Origin of the sequence: Pseudomonas sp. HB05 (genome assembly GCF_016756915.1) — a bacterium.
Classification (GTDB): Bacteria; Pseudomonadota; Gammaproteobacteria; order Pseudomonadales; family Pseudomonadaceae; genus Aquipseudomonas; species Aquipseudomonas alvandae.
In genome coordinates this window covers 1-22,870 of record NZ_JAESPG010000005.1, presented here as the reverse complement: position 1 = coordinate 22,870, position 22,870 = coordinate 1, and the positions used below count along the sequence as shown (strand labels likewise).

Sequence of the window (22,870 nt, the reverse complement as noted above, 5' to 3'; positions counted from 1 at the left end):
AACTCTTGGCTCATTGGCTATCGCCCCGCGCGGCTTGCCAGGCACGGTACTCTTCAGCGCTCACGCCCAGCATGATGCGGTCCCAACGCTGGCCCTTGCGGTAGTACCACTGGCGCTGCACGCCCTCGATGACCCAAGGGGTCTTGCGGGTGTAGGTCGCCAGGGACGCGGCGTTGTACTCGATGATAGTGGTCGAAAGCCGGCTCAAGCCCAGTTCGTCGAAGGCATAGCGCATCACCGTGGCGATCACGTCGGTGCCATGGCCTTGGCCACGCAGGGAGGAATCACCGATCATCATGCCGTGCTCGGCAGTGCGGTTTTTCCAGTCAATGCCAACCAGGTTTGCCGTACCGATCAGGCCGTGGCCCGGAACCTCGATACCGAAGCGCTGGTTGAGCGAGTCGCTCTTGAGACCCAGCAGCCAGTCCCGTTGCGCTTCCCGCGAGGTGGGGAAATGCCAGCCGCCCAGCAGGCTCCAGAGGGCCTCATCGTTGGACCACTTGTGCAGCAGCGGCAAGTCCTCGAGCTCCAGCGCTCTGAGCAGGATGCGTTGACCTAGAATGCTCATGATTTCCCCGTGTTCTGAAGGATGGCGTCGGCAAGACGATTCATGTCATCGACGTTGTATCGCTGGTCGATCGGCAGCGGCAGCAGGCACTGCGCCCAATCTCTTTCAATGGGCGGCGCCGTTGGACTGCTCAATACTTCACGCCAGTAGCAAGGTACGTAGATGTGCTGGTCCAGCAGGTGAGCGCGCAACCGGGTTGCCATCTCGGCAGACTCGACCAGCAGCGGGTAACACAATGCCGCAACGGGTTGCACGGGCCAGATGGCGAAGCGATTGAGGTGGTCCAGGCGTCCGCGCAAATGCGCCAGGTTGTCTATCCGGCGTCTGGCGATTTCGTGGTAATCGATGCTGTCGAGCAAGCGTGCGGTACTGGCGGACATGGCCCTGATGCCATCGATTTCCAATGCCTGCTCCAACACCTGGAATGCTGCATAGTGGTGTTGCGGAGCGTCTTCAAGACGCCCCAGCAGCGCGGCAAAACGCTCCTGAGAGCAGCTTCTCTGCGCTTGCGGCAGATCAGCAGGCGCATTAGCCAGCCAACCGCCATCAGCTACACCAACGAACTTGCGGGGCGAGTAAAGGGTTGCAATCCCGGGCTGCGGCCGGGAAAAAAGCGCCTGGGAATTATCGACGATCAATTGCCTGCCGTAGCGAACGGCAAGTACTTGGCCGATGTAGTCAGCCTTGAGTCCGAAGTAATCGACGAACAACAGGGCTTCATCGGCTTGCAGGACTGGGAAGTCCGGCAACTCGAGACGTTCGCTCAACGCATAGCGCAACACCTCGATGCCGGATCCGCGAAGCACGTCCTGCATGACATCGCAGATATAGACAGGCAAATGAACCCGGCGCAGGTTACGCGCCATGACCAGCGTCTTGAAGGCCGAGCGGGCCGAGTTAAAGGCAGCGGCCTCAGGGTAAGGATTATGTCCTTTGCGCAGCTCCAACTCGAAATAACCACCGATAGCTTCAGGCACGGACAATTTCTCCACCTTTTGCCCAGGCTCCCACGGTCTGTGCGTCGTTGTACATCAAGGCATCGAGGATCGACAGGCCGGGCACAAAGGGTTGTTCATCCCCACCCTGCCGATAGACGGGCAAGGTCGCCTTGAGCAATTCAAGGGCGATACCGACCTGGTGGAATGCCTCGGCCTGGTAGAGATGACCACCATTGACGGGATTGAGGTAATGAGTGCCAGCGCAGGCCTGGACTATTTCGAGTACTCGGTCCTGTGCTTTGGTATCCGTGCCTATTGGCAGATCGCTGGAGCGGATGATCGGCGTATGCAACCCAATCAGGGCACAGCAGGCCCGCAGTATCCGCTCGTTGAGCTCGGCAATGTTCGAAGCAGGCTCGACCAGCAGCGACTCCAGCCAGGCCAGCATGTTTGGCGCGTGGGGTGCACGGCGATAGGCGAAGCTCAATTTGTTGAGGATATCGCCTGGGTCAAACGTTTCGGCAATCCGTTTCTCCATGATCTGCTGGGTGTGACTACCGTTGCTTAGCGGTACCCGGAACCACTTCGGTTCCTGCCCCAGCAAATAACGGTTGCGTTCGATCCATCCATTCTTGATGAACTGCACATTGTCGTAGAGGACAAAACAGTCGACCGCAGCGATCAGTTGGAAATAGCCCAGGTAAGGCAGGAAATAAGGTTGCATTAGCGCAATCCGGTGCTGCTGGTCAGCTTCCGGCATGCACATCTGCGAGGTAAGGGCCTGGCTCATGCCTCTCGGGCCTTGAGCAGTACCTCAATGATTTTCGACTGGGTCTGAGTATCTAGATCCGGATAAATCGGCAGGCACAGCACCTGGCGGGACAGGGTGTAGGCATTGCCCAGTTGAGAGAGGTCTGAACTGGGAAGGCCGCGGTACATCGGAAACTCGCATATCAGCGGATAGAAGTACCGGCGCACAAGGATGTTTTCTGCACGGTAGCGGTCATATACCTCGTCCCGGCTCACCCCGAAACGCTCGCCATCGACCAGGATCGGACAATAGGCATAGTTCCAGTCCAGTCCCTGCGGTTGTTCCAGCAGGCTGATACCGGGGATGCCTTCCAGGGCGCTCCGATAATATTCAAACACCTTTTTCCGACGGCTGAGCGCTTCATCGATGTAGCGCAACTGCAGCACGCCGAATGCTGCCTGCAACTCGTTCATCTTCCCGTTGATACCGGGAGCCATGACCGTGACTTCATCGGCAAAACCGAAATTCTTCAGGTAATCAATACGCTGCTTGACCTTTTCGTCTCGGCAGATAATGGCGCCACCTTCAAAAGTATTGAATACCTTGGTGGCGTGAAAACTGAGGATCGACAGGTCGCCGTGATTCAGAACGCTTGCACCGTCCTGTCGGACCCCAAAAGCATGTGCCGCGTCATAGATAACCTTGAGTCCATAGGTATCGGCGACGGCCTGGATGCCCTCGACATCACAGGGAATGCCATAGCAATGGACCGGCAGAATCGCCGAAGTCGCCGGGGTGATCGCCTCAGCGATACGTCGTGGGTCAAGATTCTTTGTCACCGGATCGACGTCCACGAACACTGGCTTGAGGTTATTCCATAGCAGCGAGTGGGAAGTGGCCACGAACGAATAAGGCGTCGTGATGACTTCGCCGGTAATGCGCAAGGCCTGCAGCGCGGTCACCAAGGCCAGGGTACCGTTGGAAAACAGCGATAAATGCTGGACACCGAGGTGCTCGGCCAACTCCTGTTCCAACTGTTCGTGGAAGGGGCCGCCATTGGTCAGGCGCTTACTTTCCCAGATTCGCTGCAGGTAGGGCGTGAACTCTTCCAGAGGAGGTAGCAGCGGGCTGGTAACGGTAATGGAATCGGCCATGGGAACACTACTCGGTGACTGAAAAATGGCACACGGCTCGGGAGCTCCTCTGACGCGGCGTTGCATCGCGGTCTATGTCGGCGGGCTGCAACGCCATGAAACCGACAACTGACTCTGGATGTGCGGGTACCCCAGCAAAAAATCGGCCAACTCCCCGCCACTCCGATGATCAGGTACCTAGGGTGATTCTTTTCCCACCTCATACTCCCGCAACTTATTAGCAATGGTCGTATGGGAAACCCCCAACCGCTTGCCCAGTTGCCGGCTGCTCGGGTGTTCGGAATACAAGCGTTCCAGCACCGCTTTCTCGAAACGCCCAACGATCTCGTCCAAGCCACCCTCAAGGGAAAAATCGCCAAGGGGTTGGCGTACGCCGTAGTCTGGCAGACGAATATGCTCGGCCTTCACCGTGCCGCCGTCGCACAGGGAAACGGCCTGGAACAGCACGTTTTCCAATTGCCGGACATTACCCGGCCAGTGGTAATGGCTGAGGCGGTCCATGGCCGCCGGAGCAAGCTTTGGCAAGGGACAACCGATCTGGCGACTGGCCTGGTCGAGAAAATGCTCGACCAGCGGGGCCAGCCCGTCGAGGCATTCCCGCAGCGGGGGGATGTGCAGGGAAAGCACATTCAGGCGATGGTACAAGTCCTGGCGGAATTCGCCTCGGGCACAGAGTTCGGACAAATCGACCTGGGTCGCGCAGATCACCCGGACATCCAGGTACACCTCTTCATCGCTGCCTACGCGGCGGAAGCATCCGTCCTGCAGGAAGCGCAGCAGTTTCACCTGCAGGCGCGGGCTCATTTCCCCGACCCCGTCGAGAAACAACGTGCCGCCCGCCGTCAGTTCCAGCAGCCCGAGCTTGCCTTCAGCCCGGGCCCCTTCGAAGGCGCCGGGGCCATAGCCGAACAGCTCGGTCTCAGCCATGGATTCGGGTAACCCGGCGCAGTTGAGCGCCATTAATGGCGATTGCCCGCGCGGGCTGGCCAGGTGACAAGCGCGGGCCAGCAGTTCCTTGCCCGTGCCGGTTTCGCCTTCGATCAACAGTGGCGCGTCCAGCGGCGCCATGCGCCGGGCCTCCCGGACCACCGCTGCCATAACCTTCGAGCTTTGGAAAATACTGTCGAAGCCGCGCAGTTCCTGCTTGCGCACGTTATAGATGCGTTCGCCCACCCGATCAGCGCGGTGCAGGGTCAACACCGCGCCGGCCATGGCCTCGCTGTCGTCGTGCTCCGATTGCAGCGGTGCGATGTCGGCCAGGAACACGTCGCCCTTGACCTTGACCCGCAACCCATTGATCCGCGACTGGTTGGCGCGCACCAGCTCCGGCAGGTCGAAATCCTCGGCGTAGCGGGACAACGGGATTCCCGGCACTTCGTCCACACGCACGCCGAGCAACTGCGCCGCCGCCCGGTTGGCCGCGACGATGGAGCCACCCATGTCGATCGACAACACCGGGAACTCCAGGGCGCCGAGCAAGGCGTTGAGCTCCATGTGCCGACGCTCGCTGGGCATCAGGCCTACGCGCTTGACGCCGAATACCCCGGCAATGCCTTCGAATTTCGGACGCAACGCCTGGAACTGGATGTTGATCAGGTTCGGGCAGTGCAGGTAGATCGCGTTGCCATGCTCGCCCCCCACTTCACCCCGGGCGACGTTGATGCCGTATTCCACCAAGAGGTTGAGGATGTCTCGCAGGATGCCGATGCGGTTCTGGCAATGGACTTTGATGCGCATGAAAAGGCCCGATGTGTTTGCAAGCATGAAATGGGGGGCTACTTCGTAGCCCAGCGGGAGCAAGCTCCCTCGCCACGGTTTTCTGCGCTGCGGCGCAAATAGCCGTCAAGATTATGTGACAGTTGTAGGAAATTTCCCAAACGAAAATGCCCGAAACATCGAGACGCGCCCATTTATGTAACGAAAGTTTTACGATTTTGATGGCGACGGGCCGTTAAACCCCGGAATAGCCTGCTGCGCAGATATCTACTTCAAGTTATCTCTACTGCATCGCTGGACATAACAACAAACAAGTCATCCCCCTGAGGGAAATCAGCAGGAGAGCAGCATGAAGCAGACGCAGTACGTGGCCCGCGAGCCCGATGCGCAGGGTTTTATCCACTACACCGCTGAAGAACATGCGGTGTGGAACACGCTGATCACCCGCCAGCTCAAAGTCCTTGAGGGCCGTGCGTGCCAGGAATACCTGGACGGCATCGACAAGCTGGGCCTGCCCCACGACCGCATTCCGCAGTTGGGGGAAATCAACGAAGTCCTCGGCGAAACCACTGGCTGGCAGGTTGCCCGGGTGCCGGCGCTGATCCCCTTCCAGACGTTTTTCGAATTGCTTGCCAGCAAGCAGTTTCCGGTCGCGACGTTTATTCGCACCCGTGAAGAACTGGATTACCTGCAAGAGCCGGACATCTTCCATGAGATCTTTGGCCACTGCCCGCTGTTGACCAACCCCTGGTTCGCTGAATTTACCCACACCTACGGCAAACTCGGCCTACAGGCATCCAAGGAAGAACGCGTCTATCTCGCTCGCCTGTATTGGATGACCATCGAGTTCGGCCTGGTCGAGACCCCGCAGGGTCGGCGTATCTACGGCGGCGGCATCCTGTCCTCGCCCAAGGAAACCGTGTACTGCCTGTCGGACGAGCCGGAGCACCAGGCCTTCGATCCGCTGGAAGCCATGCGCACGCCTTACCGCATCGACATCCTGCAACCCGTGTACTTCGTGCTGCCCGAGCTCAAGCGTCTGTTCGACCTGGCCCACGAAGACATCATGGGGATGGTCAAGCGCGGCCGGGAACTGGGCCTGCACGCGCCGAAATTTCCACCGAAAGCGGCGTGAACCGCCATTTTTGATCTCAATTGAGTCTGTTGCACGACACGGCTTTGCTTTAGCGTGGATGCATCGACGTTTTCCAAATATTCGATCCGGGAACACACCATGAACACTCTGAACCAAGCCCATTGCGAAGCCTGCCGCGCCGACGCCCCACAGGTCAGCGACGAAGAACTGCCGGTACTGATCAAGCAGATTCCGGACTGGAACATCGAAGTGCGCGACGGCGTGATGCAATTGGAGAAAGTTTTCCTGTTCAAGAATTTCAAGCACGCCCTGGCGTTCACCAATGCGGTCGGTGAGATCTCCGAGGCCGAGGGGCATCACCCAGGCCTGCTTACCGAGTGGGGCAAAGTCACCGTCACCTGGTGGAGCCACTCCATCAAGGGCTTGCACCGCAACGACTTCATCATGGCCGCTCGCACCGACGAAGTGGCCAAGACCGCCGAGGGCCGCAAGTAATGCATTTCGATGCCATCGGCCGGGTGCCCGGCGACCCGATCCTCGGCCTGATGGAGGCCTACGGGGCGGACAGCAATCCTGGCAAGTTCGACCTGGGCGTCGGCGTCTACAAGGACGCCCAGGGCCTGACGCCTATTCTTCAGTCAGTGAAACAGGCCGAGCAGCGGCTGGTGGATCGCCAGGTCACCAAGACTTACATCGGCGGTCATGGCGACGCCGCGTTCGGCCAGTTGATCAATGCACTGGTCCTGGGGGCGGGCTCACCGCTGATCGCCGACCAGCGCGCCGGCGCCACCCAGACCCCGGGCGGCACCGGCGCCCTGCGCTTGAGTGCCGACTTCATTGCCCAATGCCTGCCGGGCCGTGGCGTGTGGTTGAGCAACCCGACCTGGCCGATCCACGAAACCATCTTCGCCACCGCGGGGGTCAAGGCCAGTCATTACCCTTATGTAGGCACTGACAATCGCCTCGATTTCGAGGCCATGCTGGCAACGCTGGACCAGGTGCCGAAGGGCGATGTGGTGCTGTTGCATGCGTGCTGCCACAACCCGACCGGCTTCGACCTGTCCCACGACCAATGGCGCCAAGTGCTGGACGTGGTGCGCAACCGCGACCTGCTGCCATTGATCGACTTCGCCTACCAAGGCTTTGGCGATGGGCTGGAGCAGGATGCCTGGGCCGTGCGGTTGTTTGCCGAAGCGTTGCCCGAAGTGCTGGTCACCAGCTCCTGCTCGAAAAACTTCGGCCTGTACCGTGACCGCACCGGTGCGCTGATTGTCTGCGCCCGCGATGCCGAAAAGCTGGTGGACATTCGCAGCCAGCTGGCCAACATCGCCCGCAACCTGTGGTCGACGCCGCCGGATCATGGCGCGGCGGTGGTAGCGACGATCCTCGGCGACCCGGAACTCAAGGGTTTATGGGCCGACGAAGTGGAAGCCATGCGCCTGCGCATCGCGCAACTGCGCAGCGGCCTGCTGGAAGCGCTCGAACCCCATGGCTTGCGTGAGCGCTTTGCCCATATCGGCGTGCAACGCGGGATGTTTTCCTACACCGGCCTGACACCGGGGCAGGTCAAGCAGCTGCGCGAGCGCCACAGCGTCTATATGGTCGGCACCGGCCGGGCCAACGTCGCCGGCATCGATGCGACGCGCCTGGACGCGCTGGCGGTGGCGATTGCGGATGTTTGCAGGTAGCTTTCTGTCGCCGCTGGTCTCGTGGCGAGGGAGCTTGCTCCCGCTGGGCTGCGCAGCAGCCCTAAAGTAGAAGCTTAGGATTGTCAGGCTGTCTCTGCTCGACACTTTGGGGCGGCTTCGCCGCCCAGCGGGAGCAAGCTCCCTCGCCACGATGGATCCAAACAGCCTCAAGTCATCCGCCGCCCTTGAGAAGTTATTGCCCCGTCCACTCCCGGACAAACAGCCCGATATCTTCCTGCGGCGCTGTGCGCGCTTCTTTCTGCGGGGTGCCGAGGTAGAGGAAACCAATCACTTCTTCGCCCTCTTCAAGCCCCAGCCCCCTGGCCACATGCGGCGAGTAAGCCAGTTCGCCCGTGCGCCAGACCCCGCCGATTCCCTGGGCATAAGCCGCCAGGAGGATGCCATGGGCCGCGCAGCCGGCCGCCAGCAGCTGCTCGGATTTCGGAATCTTGAAATGGTCCTGCAGGCGGGCGATCACTACCACGACCAGAGGCGCGCGCAGTGGGCCGTTAAGCGCCTTTTCCACCACGGCTTCGGCCACCAGCGGATCATTGAAGCGTGCAGCTTCGGCCAGCAGTTCCCCCATGCGATGGCGCGCCTGCCCTTCGACCGTCAGGAAACGCCATGGCCGCAACTGACCATGGTCGGGCGCGCGCATCGCGGCGGCGAACATCACTTCGCGCTGCTCCGGCGTGGGCGCCGGGTCCACCAGGCGCGGGACGGAAACACGGTTGAGCAAAGCGTCGAGAGCCTGCATCGGCCACCTCCTGGAAAAATTGTTCGGCTATTCTAGAGGCTTGTGCGACCAGTTCGTTAGTTCAAATTCAGTTACAAGCGAAGTAGGACGCCGGTTTACATGCCACCTGTCGCAGGTAGAATGGCGCCCTTTCCTCTTCAGCCCGAGCGGACTTCATGGCGTTGCCGACCCTGCGGATCATTGGTTTCATCATCGGCATCTTCCTGATCACCCTGGCGATCTTCATGGTCGTGCCGATGGCGACGCTGCTGGTCTTCGAACGCACCAGCGACCTGCCCTCGTTCCTCTGGTCGAGCATGATCACCTTTGTCGCCGGCCTGGCCCTGATCCTTCCCGGACGCCCGGAACACGTGCACCTGCGCCCCCGGGACATGTACTTGCTGACCGTCAGCAGTTGGCTGGTGGTGTGTGTCTTTGCCGCGCTGCCCTTTTTGCTGACCCAACACATCAGTTACACGGATTCATTCTTCGAAAGCATGTCGGGGATTACCGCCACCGGGGCGACGGTGTTGAGCGGCCTGGATACGATGTCGCCGGGCATCCTGATGTGGCGTTCGTTGCTGCACTGGCTCGGCGGTATCGGCTTTATCGGCATGGCCGTGGCGATCCTGCCGCTGTTGCGCATCGGTGGCATGCGGCTGTTCCAGACGGAATCGTCCGACCGCTCGGAAAAGGTCATGCCGCGCTCGCACATGGTGGCACGGCTGATCGTGGCGTCCTACGTGGGCATCACCATCCTCGGCACGCTGGCGCTCTGGTGGGCCGGGATGAGCCTGTTCGATGCGATCAACCATTCGATGTCGGCGATTTCCACCGGTGGTTTCTCGACCTCGGACCTGTCGCTGGCCAAATGGACCCAGCCAGCGGTGCATTGGGTCGCGATCGTCATCATGATCCTCGGCAGCCTGCCGTTCGCCTTGTACGTTTCGATGCTGCGAGGCAATCGCCGGGCGCTGATCAAGGACCAGCAAGTCCAAGGCCTGATCGGCGTGCTGCTGGTCACTTGGCTGGTGCTTGGCACCTGGTATTGGGCGACCACCGACCTGCATTGGCTCGACGCGCTGCGACACGTGGCGCTGAACGTGACCTCCATCGTCACCACCACCGGTTTCGCCCTGGGGGACTACAGCCTGTGGGGCAATTTCTCGCTGATGCTGTTCTTCTACCTGGGATTCGTCGGCGGCTGCTCGGGCTCGACCGCCGGCGGGATCAAGATTTTCCGTTTCCAGGTTGCCTATATCCTGCTCCGGGCCAACCTTAATCAACTGATTCACCCGCGTGCGGTGATCAAGCAGAAGTACAACGGCCATCGCCTCGACGAAGAAATCGTGCGCTCGATCCTGACCTTCTCGTTCTTCTTCGCCATCACCATTTGCGTGATCGCCCTGCTGCTGTCCCTGTTGGGCGTGGAATGGATGACGGCGTTGACCGGCGCGGCGAGCACGGTGTCCGGCGTCGGCCCGGGGCTCGGCGAGACCATCGGCCCGGCCGGCAACTTTGCCCCGCTGCCGGACGCGGCCAAATGGATTCTCTCGGCTGGCATGCTGCTGGGCCGATTGGAGATCATTACGGTGTTCGTGCTGTGTATTCCGGCGTTCTGGCGTCACTGACCGGCTTGGCCACGCCCCGCGCCCGATAGTCGCCAGGCGTGGTACCGAACCAACGACGGAAGGCCCGGAAAAAGTTGCTCGGGTCGGCAAACCCCAACAGATAAGCAATTTCCAGCAGGGTCATGCTCGGCTGCGCCAGGTATTGCTCGGCCAGCTCACGTCGGGTGTCGTCCAGCAGACTCTGGAAACTGGTGCCCTCTTCCTGCAAGCGCCGCTGCAAGGTGCGTTGCGACAGGTGCAGCGTCTGCGCCACCACGTCACGCTTGGGCTCGCCCTGGGGAAGCAGCCGACACAGCACTTGGCGCGCCTGGTGAGTCACGCGACTGCCGGAGAACCGCGCCAGGTACTCCCCCGCAAACCGGTCATGGAGCAGCGCCATGGCCTCGTTGGCGGTGGGCAACGGCGCCTCCATGTCGCCTTGCTGGAAAATCAGCGCGTCGCAGGAAGCATCGAACACCAACGGCGCACCGAAGGCTCGTTGATAAGGTGCAATGTCAACGGGTTCGGCGCCCTGGAACAGTACCTTCACCGGATGCAAGGGCCGTCCGGTCAGCCAGTTGCACAGGGCCAGCGCGCAGGCCAGCGACGCTTCGGCGCTTTGCCGGGTCGGTGGCAGGTGATCGCCGTGGACGGTCAGGATCAACCCGTAGCCTTCCTCCAAGTGACGGAAGCTCAAGTCAGCACTTTCGGCAATGATCCGCTGATAACGCACCAGCCGCTGGAACCCTTCGGCCAGCGTGCGGCTGGACATCAACGCGTAACCGACCACATGGAACGATGCCGGGCGCACCACCTTGCCCAGGTTCAGGCCGATGGCCGGGTTGCCCGACAACTCCACCGCCAGTTGCCAGAGCCGCGTCATCGAGTCCTGGGGGAAACGCGCATCAGGATCGTCCAGCGCCGCGAAATCCAGCCCCAGTTGCTTGAACAGCGCCCGACAGTCCAGGCCGTCCATTTCCAACGCCTTGACAATCCCCATCGCCCAGCTTGAAGAAGTGGTTCGTTCGCTCATGACGTTTACTTGCATGACGAGCCGCAGGGTACGGCTGGATTTGCGAAGGATACTAAAGTGGCGCTGATTGTCACTGGCTGTTACGAGTGACCGCTCTAAACTCAGATCCGATACCCCTGAAACATCGGTTCACAACAAAACCAAAGAGCCTGCAGTCTTGGAAAACACCAAACACTTCAACACCTTCGCCGAGTTCTACCCGTACTACCTCAGCGAACACAGCAACAGCATCTGCCGACGCTTGCACTTCGTCGGCACTTCGCTGGTCTTGCTGGTTTTCGCCATGGCGCTGGTGGTTGGCGCCTGGTGGCTGTGGGTCGCCCTGCCAGTGGCGGGCTATGGCTTCGCCTGGATCGGGCATTTTTTCTTCGAGAAAAACCGTCCTGCCACTTTCCAACATCCCCTCTACAGCCTGCTCGGTGACTTCGTCATGTACCGCGACATGCTGCTCGGCAAGGTGGCGTTCTAGGAGGATTGCCGGTGGATACTCATGCGCGCTTCACCCACATGCAGGACGGGACCCGGGATGACTGGGCGATCATCGCGGCGGACTTCAGCGCCTATGCGCGGCAGTTGCCGGGGCGGGTCCTGGCCCATCTGAAATTACTCGACGGCGATTTTGGCGGGTTCCCGGTGGATCGCCTGACCCACTCCCTGCAAACCGCCACCCGCGCCTACCGTGACGGGCGGGACGAAGAGTACGTGGTCTGCGCCCTGCTCCACGACATCGGTGACACGCTGGGCAGCTACAACCACCCGGACATCGCCGCGGCGATCCTCAAGCCGTTCGTCAGCGCCGAAAACCTGTGGATGGTGGAGAAACACGGGATTTTCCAGGGCTATTATTTTTTCCATCACCTGGGCATGGATCGGCATCTGCGCGAGCAGTTTCTCGAACATCCGCAATACCAGGCCACCATTGATTTCTGCGCAAAATACGATGCTGCGGCGTTCGATCCCGAGTACGACACGCTGCCGCTGAGTTTCTTCGAGCCGATGCTGGAAAGGGTGTTCGCCGCGCCGAAGCAATCGATCTACAAGGCGGCGATGGCAGAGCAGCCCTGATTTATTGCAGACGCAGCAAATTCCGTGGCGAGGGAGCTTGCTCCCGCTTGAGTGCGAAGCGCTCACAAAAAGGGGCTGCTGCGCACCCCAGCGGGAGCAAGCTCCCTCGCCACGGGCCTTATGTGGTCTTCAGGCAGGCTCAGCCACTTTCAATTCAGCCTTGAGCAGCGCCTCCCGCGCCTGGGCGTCCGCCAGGCGATACAACTCGATCGTCCCGTCCCAATGCTCGATCAGCGCGGTGCAGGATTCGACCCAGTCGCCGCAGTTGAGATACTCCACCTCGCCGACCTGACGGATCTCGGCATGGTGGATGTGCCCGCACACCACGCCATGCAGTTCTCGCTTCACACATTCATGGGCGATGGCTTCTTCAAAGTCGCTGATGAAACTGACGGCGGTCTTGACCTTGTGCTTGAGGTATGCCGACAGCGACCAGTAACCATAGCCATAGCGGGCCCGCCAGTGATTGAGCCAGCGGTTGAGCGTCAGCGTGAATTCGTAGGCCGAATCCCCGAGAAACGCCAGCCAACGGTGATAACGAGTAATCACATCGAACTGATCGCCATGAATCACCAGCAGATGCCGACCGTCGGCGGTCACATGCACCGCCTCGTCCACCAATTGGATATTACCGAGGATCAGTTTCGAATAACGCCGCAGGAATTCGTCATGGTTGCCGGTGACATAGATCACCTCGGTGCCGCGCTTGCTCATGGTCAGCAAGCGACGAATGACGTTGGTGTGGGCCTGGGGCCAATACATGCCGCCACGCAGCTTCCAGCCGTCGATGATATCGCCCACCAGGTAGATTTTGTCGGCGTGGTAGCCCTTGAGGAAGTGCGACAGGTGCTCGGCCTGGCAATCACGGGTGCCCAGGTGCACGTCGGAAATCCACAGGGTGCGAACACGCTGCTTGCGGCTGGGTCTGGCGAGCTCGGCGCTGGTCATTGGGCAACCCTCTGATCGTTTTCACCACAGTGCACCCCAGCGGTTAATGCCCCATGACAACAATAAGTCGATTGCATGACAGCGCGAGGCGCCGCGCCCTCGGTGTAGACTGACCGCCAACGACGGGAGACTGCGATGAGACCGATCCTCACGCTACGCCACTACAGCCACGATCTGATTGACCACAGCCACGACCACGCGCAACTGGTGTTTGGCTTGTCCGGCGCGCTGGACTTCGAAGTCGAAGGGCGTGGCAGCCAGGTGGTGCAGCAGAGTTTCGTGGTCGTGCCGGCGGGCGCCCATCATGCGTGCGGCAGTCCACAGGGCAGCCGCTGCCTGGTGCTGGACGTGCCGGACGATGAGTGGGTCGGGCAATGCCTGGGCGATCATGCCGACGCGAGCCGTCGCTTGCTCGACAGCAATACTCGCCTGCTCCTGGATGCAGGGCAAAGCCAGTTGGTCAGTTGGCTGGCCGGCAGCCCGGTGCACGACCCGGTGATCGCCCAGCAAGGCGCGGTATTGTTGCTCGCCAGCCTCAACGGCGGGCGCCAGGAAACCACCGGCGGCCGACGCCTGCCCTATGCCGCACTCAACGCCCACATCGACCAATATGCCGCCTACCCGCTGCAAGTCGCGGACCTGGCGCAGGTCGCCGGGCTTTCCAGTGCGCGCCTGCATGCCCGTTTCGTCGCCGAATGCGGGCAGACGCCAATGGACTACATCCGCAGCCGCCGCTTGCACAAGGCCGTGGCGTTGCTGCGTGACTCGCACCTGCCGATCGGCGAAATCGCCCAACGGGTTGGCTACAGTTCGCAAAGCGCCTTTGCCGCGGCCGTGTTGCGCGAATTCGGCGTCTCGCCGGGCAAGCTTCGGCGGCCACGCTAGTCTCGCGCTAAAAATCGCTAGGATCGCGACAGACAAAAACGGCTGGCGACGGGCTTAATAGCCAGACGTCCAACCGTTGAACAAGGATTGCAATGACACCCCGTACCGCCCTCGGCGCCCTGCACATCGGCGCACTCATGTTCGGCCTGACCGGCGTCTTCGGCAAACTCGCCGCGGCCTCGCCCGCCGTGATCGTGTTTGGCCGCGCGGTATTCGCCGTGCTAGCCCTGGCGGCGTTTGCCCGATTCGCCAGCCCTACCCGCTGGCAGAAACTCCAGGGCCGGGACATGCGCCGGTTGCTGCTGGGCGGCCTCTTGTTGACCGGGCACTGGGTGAGTTTCTTCATTTCGGTGAAAGTCGCCGGCGTCGCGATCGCCACGTTGGGATTCGCCAGTTTCCCGGCCTTCACCGTGCTGCTCGAAGGGCTGGTTTTCCGCGAACGAATCCGCGCCAACGAAATCCTCCTGGTGGTCCTGGTGAGCATCGGCCTGGTGCTCGTGACGCCGGACTTCGACCTGGCCAGCGGCGCCACCACAGGCCTGCTCTGGGCGGTGGCCTCGGGGCTGTTGTTCTCACTGTTGTCGCTGACCAATCGCGCCGGCTCCGCCCATGTGCCGCCGGTGCAGGCCGCGCTGTGCCAGAACGTCGTGGTCGGCCTCTGCCTGTTGCCGATGGCTGCACCGCAACTGAGCGACGTTCGCCCCCTCGACTGGTTGTGGATCGGCCTGCTGGGCGTGTTCTGCACCGGCCTGGCCCACAGCCTTTTCGTCGCCAGCCTGGCGGTGATCAAGGCCCGCACCGCCGCCGTGGTGTTCGCCATGGAGCCGGTCTACGGCATTACCATCGCCTGGTTGCTGTTCGATGAAAACCCGACGCTGCGCATGTTGCTCGGTGGCGTGCTGATCATCGTTGCGATCGTGGTGTCGAGCCAACTGGACGGCACGAAGAAATCCAGCGCCGGTGCCCAGGCGCCGTCTCACTGATCCCGTTCATTGAATTCTGTCGTTGTGCCCCAGGTCGCGCGCCGGGTCGATCTGGTCACGGACCCGCTGCTTGAGCACCTTGGCCTCGGGGAATCCACCGTCGGCCTTGCGTTCCCAGATCTGCGTGCCATCGCAGCCAATATGAAAAACCCCACCAGTGCCCGGCACCAGGGACACCTTGCCGAGGTCGTCGCCGAATGTGCTGAGCAGTTCCTGGGCCAGCCAGGCGGCCCGCAGCAGCCATTGGCACTGGGTGCAGTAAGTGATGATGATTTCCGGTTTGTGTGCGCTCATTGCGGCTGAACTCCTGGTTACAAAGGCGTCGTTATACTACTCGCCTTTGATCGCCCGCTCCGAGATCGACCATGCGCCGCCTGCTGCCTTGCCTGCTTCTTCTGCTATTGCCCTTGCTCGGCCATGCCAACGAGCCTGCCGTTGAGACACCGCGCCCAAAGATCGGCTTGGTACTGTCCGGTGGCGCGGCCCGTGGCCTGGCCCACATCGGCGTGCTCAAGGCCCTGGAAGAACAAGGCATCAAGATCGATGCCATTGCCGGCACCAGCATGGGCGCAGTCATCGGCGGGCTCTATGCCTCGGGCTACAAGATCGATGAACTGGAGAAGCTCGCCCTGGGCATCGATTGGCAGCAAGCCCTGTCCGATGCCCCGCCCCGCAAGGACGTGCCCTTTCGGCGCAAACAGGACGACCGGGATTTCCTGGTCAAGCAGAAACTGAGCTTTCGCGACGACGGCAGCCTCGGCCTGCCGCTGGGGGTGATCCAGGGACAGAATCTTGCCCTGCTCCTGGAAAGCCTGCTGGCCCACGCCAGTGACACCCGGGATTTCGACAAACTACCGATCCCCTTCCGCGCGGTGGCAACCGACATCGCCACCGGCGAAAAAGTCGTGTTTCGCAAAGGCCATCTTCCCAAGGTCATCCGCGCCAGCATGTCGATCCCCGCCGTATTCGCCCCGGTGGAACTGGACGGTCGCCTGCTGGTGGACGGCGGCATGGCCGACAACATCCCATTGGACGTGGCTCGGGAAATGGGCGTGGACGTGGCCATCGTGGTCGACATCGGCACACCGCTGCGCACCCGCAAGCAATTGGTCACCGTGGTGGATGTGCTGAACCAGTCGACAACGCTGATGACCCGACGCAACTCCGAAGAGCAGTTGGCCACGTTGGGAAAAGAAGACGTGTTGATCCAGCCGGCCCTGGCAAGCTTCGGTTCCACCGACTTCGGTCGGGCGCAGGAAATAGTCGACGCCGGTTACCGCGCCACACGGATACTCGAAGCGCGCCTGGCGCACTTGCGGCCCGCCGAGCCGACCGACGCCGTGCTGATGGCGGCGCGTACCCCCAGTGAGCGCACTCCGACCATCACCGCGATCCGGGTGGAAAACGATTCTAAAGTCGGCGACGACGTGATCCGCTATTACATTCGCCAGCAGATCGGCGAACCGCTGGACCTGGGCCGCCTGCAGACCGACATGGGCACGCTGTACGGCCTGGATTACTTCGAGCAGGTGCAATACCGCGTCGTGCACAAAGGCGCGGACAACACGCTGGTGATCAATGCCCGGGGCAGACGCACCGGCACTGATTACTTGCGCGTGGGCCTGAGCCTGTCGGACGACATGCGCGGTGACAGCGCTTTCAACCTCGGCGCCAGTTACCGGGTCAACGGCATCAATCGCCTGGGCGCCGAATGGCTGACCCGGGCGCAGATCGGCGACAAACAGGAGCTGTACAGCGAGTTCTATCAACCGCTGGACGTCGGCTCACGCTACTTCATCGCGCCTTACGGGCAGTTCGAATCGCGCAACGTCGAGTCGATTCTGGATAACGATCCGGTGGCCCAATATCGGGTCGAGCGCTATGGCTTCGGTCTGAACCTGGGTCGCCAGATCGGCAACAGCGGAGAGATCCGCTTCGGGGTTGGCCAGGCCTGGGGCAAGGCGGACGTGCGTATTGGCGATCACGACCAGCCTAGCGAAAACTTCAACGAAGGCTTCTACGAGCTAAAGTATTCGTTCGACTCCCTGGACAGCGTCTACTTCCCCCATGAAGGTGAAGACATCGGCCTGTCATGGCGCCAATACGAACCTGGCCTGGGGTCCGATCAACGTTACCGCCAGTGGGAATTCAAGCTGGACAAGGCCCTGAGCAGCGGCCCGGACACCTTCATCCTGGGCGGGCGCTACGGTCGAACGCTGGACACGGCCGAAGTCGTGACCTCCAGTTTCGTCCTCGGCGGCGCGCGGCAATTGTCGGGCTTTCGCGAGGATGGGATATCCGGCCAGAACATGAGCCTGATGCGCGCCGTGTATTACCGCCGGCTCACGCCTCGGGCGTACCTGCCCTTGGATTTCCCCTTGTACATCGGCGGCTCGCTGGAGCGCGGCCGGGCGTGGAACAACGACAACGAGTTCGACAGTGGCTACATCAACGCCGCCAGTGTCTTCCTGGGTTTCGACACGCCGTTGGGGCCATTGAATTTCAGCTACGGCTTCAACGATGACGATGAGCAGGCGGTGTATCTGAACCTGGGGCAGACGTTCTAGAACCGTTTCAAATTGTGGGAGCGAGCTTGCTCGCGATGGCGATCACTCAGTCGGCGATGATGTTGGCTACGGCTCAGTCATCGCGAGCAAGCTCGCTCCCACGCTGGATTCCCGTCGGCCGCGCAATCGCCTCAACGAATCCCGGCCAACAAGACTCGGGCGGTTTCCCTGAGCGGTTCATCGCCCTCTTGCAACAACTCTTCCAGCAAGGTGATGGCGCTCTTCAGGTCGCCTTCATCGATGCAATTCTGCGCTTCTTCCAGCTTTTCCGAATGCTCCGACGCCTGCAGCTCGAAGGGCACAGGTTCCAGGGACAGTGACTCGAACTCAGGCTCAACGGACAGCGGTTCCAGTTCCAGCGCCTGCTCTTCGTCGGCAAACCCATCGAGGAAATCATCATCCAGCGACTCGGTTTCCAACGGTGCGCCCCATTGCAGGTCCGGTTCGTCGAAGCCTGATAGCGCCAGCGTGTCGGCACGGGTAGACGGCGGCGTTCCGGGTACAGGAGCCGCCGACGGATCATCGGCCAGGTCCCAACTGTTCTCCAGGGAGAGCCCATCCAGGTTCAACTCGAACTCATCACTGGGCGCGGCAACAGGTTCGGGGGCGAGCATTGGAGCCGGGGGCTCCGGGGGCGTCTCCATCGGAGCGTTAACCATGGCGATCTTGGGGTAGCGCTTGCGGGTTTCCTCCAGCGTCTGGTGATCGACGCCTTGGGACAAGAGGTGGTTCTCCTGGGCCTGGAAGCCGATGACATCGCCCTGCTTGCCCAGCACATCCAACAACTTGAGCCCCAGGTCGGTACGCTCCGGCTCGGCCAGCAATGCCGCGCGCAGCAGGCCGGCAGCTTCGGTGAAACGGCCATAGGTCAGGTAGATTCCCACACCTTCGAGCACGTCTCCCAGAGGAGCATCACCGTTGTTGAACGACGCGGCGACTTCGGGGGGCTCTGCATCCGCGCTCTCCATATAGGTGTCGGTGTTGTCGTCCAGGGCCAGGTCGGGACGGGCGGTCAATGGCACCGGGTCCGCCGTCTCCTGCTGTTGCCGATGACGCAGGAACAGCAAAAGCGCCAGCAACCCAAGCATTCCCGCCAATCCAGCCACCCACAGCCAGTCGATGCCTTCGGTTTCCGCCACTGGCGCCGCCTCGACTGCCGATGCGGGTTCGGTGGATTCGGCAGGTTCAGGGGCAAGTTCCGAGGTCATCGCAGGTGGCGAGGCCTGGGTCAGTTGCGCTTGAAGCTCGCTGATCTGCTGGCGTTGCCCGGCGATTTCCTGATCCTGGGCGTGGATCCGAGCCTGCAATTGTTCGATGGTCTGCTGTTGCTGCTGGCTTTGCAGCACGCTGGCGGCCAATTGCTCGGTATTGCTGTCGATCGCTGCGGGAGCCGGGGCGGCAGATTTTTGGGCTGGCGCTGGCAAGATGGCCGAATCAGGCAGCAACAAGCGCTGGCCGATGGAAAGTCGCTCGCTGCCAGGGTTCAGCGCCTGGATACCCTGCATCAGTTCATTGACCGACGCATTGCTGCCCGCATCATGCAGACGCTTGGCGATCACCCAGGGATTGTCGCCCTGCACGACGGTGTAGCGCTTGCCCTGTGTTGCCGGGGGCGGCTTGATGGCGGGTGTCGCCTCGGCCGAGCTGGAGGGTTCGTCGACGGTCGGCACCAGGCCTGGCGTACCGGGCGGATCGATCAGCACGGTGTATTCGCGCAACAGGCGCCCGTTGGGCTGGTTGAGCTGTACGAGGAAGTTGAGGAACGGTTCCTCCACCGGTTTGCTGGAGGTCACCCGGATGAAACTGCGTCCGCCCCGCAGCACGGGGGTGAAACGCAGGTTGTTGAGAAAAAAAACGCGCTCCACCCCAGCACGGCTGAAGTCGTCCGGACTCGCCAGGCTGGCGGAAAGATCTCCCTCGCTGAGTCCCGCCGCATCAACCAGGGCGATATCGGCGCGCAACGGTTGGTTCAAGGCGGAATGAAGCGTGATTTCCCCAAGCCCCAGCGCCGACGCCAAGGCGGGAAACCCCAGGGCACCCACGACGACCGACACGTTGATCCAACTGCGCAACGTGGACTGCAAACTTTCAAGCATGGGTATCCCTTTGATCAACGACCTGTGCGAAACGCTTCCAATACGATCGCCTAGTACTGGTTATAGTTCGCTAACCACCGAATCTCAAAGGTCTGGCGCCAGGGATATGCCTCAGGATCTTTCCAGGTTGGCCAGGATCGTGCCGTGGACCCGCATGCAAACGCGCATGTCCGCTTCGTCGACGCCTTCGAACAACTCCCGGCGCAACTGCGTGGCAATGGTTTCGATTTGCTCGATCAGCGGCAATGCCGGCGCGCACAGTACGATCTTCTTGGCGCGGCGGTCCTCGGCCACGGCCTGGCGTTGAACCAGGCCCTGGGTTTCCAGGCTGTCGAGCAAACGGGCCAGGGTCGGGCCTTCGACCGCAACGCTCTGGGCCAGCTCCCGTTGGGTCGGGGCCTGTTCGAAACGGGCCAGGTGCAGCAGCACCAGCCAACGCGCCTGGGACAGGCCCAGCCCGGCGAGGCGACGGTCCAGCTCGGCGCGCCAGCCACGGGACATCTGCGCCAGTTGCATGCCAAAACGGTGTTGATCGGTCAAAGGCATAAAAAACTCATCAAATCTGAAATAGAGAAAAACTAATTATTAGTCAGCTAAGCATGACCTTTGGATTCAGGCAAGGCTCGCGCTGTAGTGAATCGTTAAAGGAGCGTAACTGTTTGATCAGACTTCGAATTCCGACTGCAGTGCGGCCCTGACGCAATACAGGACCCCTTCCGGAACCCGCCCTGCGAACAACGCGGCGACTTCCGATACGGGAGGCAGCTCGCCTTCGCCATCGAGAAACGCATCCTGGACCTCGCCCATCAGTTCTTCAGGCAGGTCCAGCGCTTGCTCCAACGAAAGCTGTTGTTGACCAATGGCCTCGGCCAGCATCGTGTAGACGTTCTTTTCCGAGCACTGCAATTGACTGGCAATCTGCAGCGGGGTCATGCCGGCCCGCGCCAGGGTGATGAGTTCATGGCGAACGTCGGCCACCGCCGGCGGGGTCTCGGCTTCGCCGCCCAGCACTTGGAGGAAGGCCTCGCCGTAACGCTCCAGCTTGCGTGCGCCAACGCCGCTGACCCGGGCCATTTCCGCCAGGGAGGTCGGTTGGCTGCGGAGCATTTCCAGCAAAGTGGAATCGGGAAAGATGACGTACGGCGGCACGCCGTGTTCCTCGGCCAGCTTGCGGCGCAGGGCGCGCAATGCTTCCCACTGGTCACGCTCTTCGCCGCGCACCAATTGGCTGGCCTGGCTCTTGCTGCTCTTGACCGCGGTCGCCGGCTTGAGGTCGCGGCGCAGTTCCAGGGTGACTTCGCCCTTGAGCAAGGGCCGGCACGTCGCACTCAGGCGCAGGCCGCCGTAGCCTTCCAGGTCGATGTCCGCCAGGCCGCGCGCAACCAACTGCCGGAACAACGAGCGCCATTCACTCTCGCTGCGGGCCTTGCCCACGCCAAACACAGACAGGTGCTGGTGGCCGAAGCTGCGGACTTTCTCGTTGTCCTTGCCCAGCAACACATCCACCAGATGCCCGACGCCGTAGCGCTGGCCCGTGCGATAAATCGCCGACAACGCCTGGCGGGCCGGCTCCGTGGCGTCCCAGGTTTCCACGCCATCGACGCAATTGTCGCAATGGCCGCAGGGCTGGGGCATGTCTTCGTCGAAATAGGCCAGCAAGGTCTGGCGACGGCAGCGGGTCTCTTCGCACAGCGACAGCATGGCGTCGAGCTTGTGCTGCTCCAGGCGCTTGTGCCGCTCATCGCCCTCGGAGTTCTGCAACATCTGCTTGAGCATCACCACGTCTTGCAGGCCGTAGGCCATCCAGGCATCGGCTGGCAAGCCGTCACGACCGGCACGCCCGGTTTCCTGGTAATAGGCTTCCAGCGACTTGGGCAAATCCAGGTGAGCGACGAAACGCACGTTGGGCTTGTCGATGCCCATGCCGAACGCCACGGTGGCCACCATGATCAGGCCTTCCTCGTTGAGGAAGCGCTTCTGGTGATAGGCCCGCAAATCGTTGGGCAGGCCGGCATGATAGGGCAACGCCGGAAAACCCTGTTCGCTGAGGAACGCCGCCACTTCCTCGACCTTCTTGCGCGACAGGCAATAGACAATGCCCGCGTCGCTGCGTCGCTCGGCAAGGAACGCCAGCAACTGCTTGCGCGGCTGCTCCTTGGGCACGATGCGGTAGAAAATGTTCGGACGGTCAAAACTGGAGAGGAACCGCTCGGCATTCTGCAAATGCAGCCGGTCGACGATTTCCTCGCGGGTACGCTTGTCGGCCGTGGCGGTCAGGGCGATACGCGGGACGTCGGGGAACAATTCCGCCAACTGCCCCAATTGCAGGTATTCACGACGGAAATCATGGCCCCATTGGGACACGCAGTGGGCTTCGTCGATGGCAAACAGGGCGATTTCCAGGCTCTGCAAAAACGCCAGCATGCGTGGCTGCACGAGGCGTTCCGGCGCCAGGTAGAGCATTTTTACCTCGCCACGCTTGATCCTCGCGGCCAAGTCCCGTTGCTGCTCGGCGCTCAAGGTGGAGTTCAGCGCCGCAGCGGCGACACCCAATTCTTCAAGGGTGGCGACCTGGTCGTCCATCAAAGCGATCAGCGGCGAAACCACCACCGCCAGGCCGTTGCGCAACAGGGCCGGCACCTGGAAGCACAGCGACTTGCCGCCGCCGGTGGGCATGAGCACCAGGGCATCGCCACCGCTGGCCACGCGCTCAATAATGGCACCCTGGCGGCCACGGAAACTGTCGTAGCCGAAGATGTCCTTGAGAACGCGTTGAGCCTGTTCGAGCATAGAAACTCCAAAATCACCGAAACATCCCTGCAAGGCTGGTTCAGAATCACAAACGCTGCACCGGCAAATCGTAAGTGCGCGTTTCCAACCGACCGCAGGGCATCACAAAACGCGGCAGTATACCCGAGGGTTTCGTTGCGAAGGGGGCTGCTGACGGGAGGTGTGATGATCACGGCCGGGAGCGCACCGAACCTGTGGCGAGGGAGCTTGCTCCCGCTGGGCCGCTGCGCGCTGGAGCGCCAGCCC

At 61.5% G+C, this 22,870-nt stretch carries 21 protein-coding genes; 9 read left to right on the top strand and 12 right to left on the bottom strand.

All coding sequences use genetic code 11. The features are described 5' to 3' along the window. Positions 1-10: 10 nt before the first annotated feature. From JMN22_RS07120 to JMN22_RS07100, 5 genes are all read right to left on the bottom strand, one after another. A complete protein-coding gene (locus JMN22_RS07120) occupies positions 11-568 on the bottom strand; it encodes a GNAT family N-acetyltransferase (protein ID WP_198797711.1) in 558 nt (185 codons plus the stop codon). After that, positions 565-1,545, bottom strand: coding sequence for a hypothetical protein (locus JMN22_RS07115; protein WP_198797710.1), 981 nt, complete (start codon positions 1,543-1,545; stop codon positions 565-567). Before JMN22_RS07115 ends, JMN22_RS07120 begins: the two co-directional genes overlap by 4 nt. Then, on the bottom strand, positions 1,538-2,296 hold the full coding sequence (locus JMN22_RS07110; protein WP_198797709.1) for a WbqC family protein: 759 nt from the start codon (positions 2,294-2,296) through the stop codon (positions 1,538-1,540). Before JMN22_RS07110 ends, JMN22_RS07115 begins: the two co-directional genes overlap by 8 nt. Next, positions 2,293-3,411 carry a DegT/DnrJ/EryC1/StrS family aminotransferase gene (locus tag JMN22_RS07105; RefSeq protein ID WP_198797708.1) on the bottom strand — a complete coding sequence of 373 codons (1,119 nt, stop codon included), beginning with the start codon at positions 3,409-3,411 and terminating at the stop codon, positions 2,293-2,295. The genes JMN22_RS07110 and JMN22_RS07105 overlap by 4 nt, the downstream gene beginning before the upstream one ends. Before the next feature lie 177 nt (positions 3,412-3,588). After that, entirely contained in the window at positions 3,589-5,148 is a 1,560-nt protein-coding gene (locus tag JMN22_RS07100; protein ID WP_198797707.1) for a sigma-54-dependent transcriptional regulator, read from the bottom strand. Between the two features lie 328 nt (positions 5,149-5,476). On the opposite strand from JMN22_RS07100, the gene phhA reads away from it, so the two are divergent. From phhA to JMN22_RS07085, 3 genes are all read left to right on the top strand, one after another. Beyond that, positions 5,477-6,262 carry a phenylalanine 4-monooxygenase gene (gene phhA, locus JMN22_RS07095; RefSeq protein WP_198797706.1) on the top strand — a complete coding sequence of 262 codons (786 nt, stop codon included), beginning with the start codon at positions 5,477-5,479 and terminating at the stop codon, positions 6,260-6,262. 99 nt (positions 6,263-6,361) lie between these two features. Continuing rightward, positions 6,362-6,718 carry a 4a-hydroxytetrahydrobiopterin dehydratase gene (locus tag JMN22_RS07090; RefSeq protein ID WP_030141118.1) on the top strand — a complete coding sequence of 119 codons (357 nt, stop codon included), beginning with the start codon at positions 6,362-6,364 and terminating at the stop codon, positions 6,716-6,718. Continuing rightward, complete coding sequence (locus JMN22_RS07085; protein ID WP_198797705.1) at positions 6,718-7,911, top strand: amino acid aminotransferase; 1,194 nt, start codon at positions 6,718-6,720, stop codon at positions 7,909-7,911. Before JMN22_RS07090 ends, JMN22_RS07085 begins: the two co-directional genes overlap by 1 nt. A 193-nt stretch (positions 7,912-8,104) precedes the next feature. Here JMN22_RS07085 and JMN22_RS07080 read toward each other — a convergent pair whose 3' ends face one another. Continuing rightward, on the bottom strand, positions 8,105-8,668 hold the full coding sequence (locus JMN22_RS07080) for an NAD(P)H nitroreductase (RefSeq protein ID WP_198797704.1): 564 nt from the start codon (positions 8,666-8,668) through the stop codon (positions 8,105-8,107). Positions 8,669-8,823: 155 nt separating this feature from the next. Here JMN22_RS07080 and JMN22_RS07075 point away from each other — a divergent pair, with 155 nt between their 5' ends. Then, positions 8,824-10,278 carry a TrkH family potassium uptake protein gene (locus JMN22_RS07075; protein ID WP_030141121.1) on the top strand — a complete coding sequence of 485 codons (1,455 nt, stop codon included), beginning with the start codon at positions 8,824-8,826 and terminating at the stop codon, positions 10,276-10,278. Here the strand turns inward: JMN22_RS07075 and JMN22_RS07070 are convergent. Further along, a complete protein-coding gene (locus tag JMN22_RS07070) occupies positions 10,235-11,290 on the bottom strand; it encodes an AraC family transcriptional regulator (protein ID WP_198797703.1) in 1,056 nt (351 codons plus the stop codon). The genes JMN22_RS07075 and JMN22_RS07070 overlap by 44 nt on opposite strands. Positions 11,291-11,447: 157 nt before the next feature. Here JMN22_RS07070 and JMN22_RS07065 point away from each other — a divergent pair, with 157 nt between their 5' ends. Beyond that, positions 11,448-11,759: a DUF962 domain-containing protein gene (locus JMN22_RS07065; RefSeq protein ID WP_030141123.1), complete on the top strand. Its 312-nt coding sequence runs from the start codon at positions 11,448-11,450 to the stop codon at positions 11,757-11,759. A gap of 11 nt (positions 11,760-11,770) precedes the next feature. After that, positions 11,771-12,355 carry an HD domain-containing protein gene (locus JMN22_RS07060; protein WP_030141124.1) on the top strand — a complete coding sequence of 195 codons (585 nt, stop codon included), beginning with the start codon at positions 11,771-11,773 and terminating at the stop codon, positions 12,353-12,355. A 129-nt stretch (positions 12,356-12,484) separates the two neighbouring features. Here the strand turns inward: JMN22_RS07060 and JMN22_RS07055 are convergent, their stop codons facing one another. Then, entirely contained in the window at positions 12,485-13,303 is an 819-nt protein-coding gene (locus tag JMN22_RS07055; protein WP_030141125.1) for a UDP-2,3-diacylglucosamine diphosphatase, read from the bottom strand. A gap of 135 nt (positions 13,304-13,438) precedes the next feature. Here JMN22_RS07055 and JMN22_RS07050 point away from each other — a divergent pair, with 135 nt between their 5' ends. Further along, on the top strand, positions 13,439-14,188 hold the full coding sequence (locus tag JMN22_RS07050; RefSeq protein ID WP_198797702.1) for a helix-turn-helix transcriptional regulator: 750 nt from the start codon (positions 13,439-13,441) through the stop codon (positions 14,186-14,188). Positions 14,189-14,280: 92 nt separating this feature from the next. Beyond that, entirely contained in the window at positions 14,281-15,171 is an 891-nt protein-coding gene (locus JMN22_RS07045) for a DMT family transporter (RefSeq protein ID WP_030141127.1), read from the top strand. Between the two features lie 6 nt (positions 15,172-15,177). On the opposite strand, the gene JMN22_RS07040 is transcribed toward JMN22_RS07045, so the two are convergent. Further along, positions 15,178-15,465 carry a SelT/SelW/SelH family protein gene (locus JMN22_RS07040; protein ID WP_030141128.1) on the bottom strand — a complete coding sequence of 96 codons (288 nt, stop codon included), beginning with the start codon at positions 15,463-15,465 and terminating at the stop codon, positions 15,178-15,180. A gap of 71 nt (positions 15,466-15,536) precedes the next feature. On the opposite strand from JMN22_RS07040, the gene JMN22_RS07035 reads away from it, so the two are divergent. After that, a complete protein-coding gene (locus JMN22_RS07035; protein ID WP_030141129.1) occupies positions 15,537-17,738 on the top strand; it encodes a patatin-like phospholipase family protein in 2,202 nt (733 codons plus the stop codon). A 131-nt stretch (positions 17,739-17,869) separates the two neighbouring features. Here the strand turns inward: JMN22_RS07035 and JMN22_RS07030 are convergent, their stop codons facing one another. The 3 genes from JMN22_RS07030 to recQ all read right to left on the bottom strand — a co-directional run bounded on the left by JMN22_RS07030 (position 17,870) and on the right by recQ (position 22,624). Then, positions 17,870-19,834, bottom strand: coding sequence for a FimV/HubP family polar landmark protein (locus JMN22_RS07030; RefSeq protein ID WP_198797701.1), 1,965 nt, complete (start codon positions 19,832-19,834; stop codon positions 17,870-17,872). 111 nt (positions 19,835-19,945) lie between these two features. After that, on the bottom strand, positions 19,946-20,380 hold the full coding sequence (locus tag JMN22_RS07025) for a MarR family transcriptional regulator (RefSeq protein ID WP_030141131.1): 435 nt from the start codon (positions 20,378-20,380) through the stop codon (positions 19,946-19,948). Between the two features lie 117 nt (positions 20,381-20,497). Then, positions 20,498-22,624 (bottom strand): DNA helicase RecQ, encoded by a 2,127-nt coding sequence (gene recQ / locus JMN22_RS07020; protein ID WP_030141132.1) that lies wholly within the window; start codon positions 22,622-22,624, stop codon positions 20,498-20,500. Between the last annotated feature and the right edge of the window lie 246 nt (positions 22,625-22,870).

Bases quoted from the DNA above. Each gene is read 5' to 3' on its own strand.
- JMN22_RS07120 (WP_198797711.1), bottom strand. From the start codon at position 568: ATGAGCATTCTAGGTCAACGCATCCTGCTCAGAGCGCTGGAGCTCGAG.
- JMN22_RS07110 (WP_198797709.1), bottom strand. From the start codon at position 2,296: ATGAGCCAGGCCCTTACCTCGCAGATGTGCATGCCGGAAGCTGACCAG.
- JMN22_RS07105 (WP_198797708.1), bottom strand. From the start codon at position 3,411: ATGGCCGATTCCATTACCGTTACCAGCCCGCTGCTACCTCCTCTGGAA.
- JMN22_RS07100 (WP_198797707.1), bottom strand. From the start codon at position 5,148: ATGCGCATCAAAGTCCATTGCCAGAACCGCATCGGCATCCTGCGAGAC.
- phhA (WP_198797706.1), top strand. From the start codon at position 5,477: ATGAAGCAGACGCAGTACGTGGCCCGCGAGCCCGATGCGCAGGGTTTT.
- JMN22_RS07090 (WP_030141118.1), top strand. From the start codon at position 6,362: ATGAACACTCTGAACCAAGCCCATTGCGAAGCCTGCCGCGCCGACGCC.
- JMN22_RS07085 (WP_198797705.1), top strand. From the start codon at position 6,718: ATGCATTTCGATGCCATCGGCCGGGTGCCCGGCGACCCGATCCTCGGC.
- JMN22_RS07080 (WP_198797704.1), bottom strand. From the start codon at position 8,668: ATGCAGGCTCTCGACGCTTTGCTCAACCGTGTTTCCGTCCCGCGCCTG.
- JMN22_RS07075 (WP_030141121.1), top strand. From the start codon at position 8,824: ATGGCGTTGCCGACCCTGCGGATCATTGGTTTCATCATCGGCATCTTC.
- JMN22_RS07070 (WP_198797703.1), bottom strand. From the start codon at position 11,290: ATGAGCGAACGAACCACTTCTTCAAGCTGGGCGATGGGGATTGTCAAG.
- JMN22_RS07055 (WP_030141125.1), bottom strand. From the start codon at position 13,303: ATGACCAGCGCCGAGCTCGCCAGACCCAGCCGCAAGCAGCGTGTTCGC.
- JMN22_RS07050 (WP_198797702.1), top strand. From the start codon at position 13,439: ATGAGACCGATCCTCACGCTACGCCACTACAGCCACGATCTGATTGAC.
- JMN22_RS07045 (WP_030141127.1), top strand. From the start codon at position 14,281: ATGACACCCCGTACCGCCCTCGGCGCCCTGCACATCGGCGCACTCATG.
- JMN22_RS07040 (WP_030141128.1), bottom strand. From the start codon at position 15,465: ATGAGCGCACACAAACCGGAAATCATCATCACTTACTGCACCCAGTGC.
- JMN22_RS07035 (WP_030141129.1), top strand. From the start codon at position 15,537: ATGCGCCGCCTGCTGCCTTGCCTGCTTCTTCTGCTATTGCCCTTGCTC.
- JMN22_RS07030 (WP_198797701.1), bottom strand. From the start codon at position 19,834: ATGCTTGAAAGTTTGCAGTCCACGTTGCGCAGTTGGATCAACGTGTCG.
- JMN22_RS07025 (WP_030141131.1), bottom strand. From the start codon at position 20,380: ATGCCTTTGACCGATCAACACCGTTTTGGCATGCAACTGGCGCAGATG.
- recQ (WP_030141132.1), bottom strand. From the start codon at position 22,624: ATGCTCGAACAGGCTCAACGCGTTCTCAAGGACATCTTCGGCTACGAC.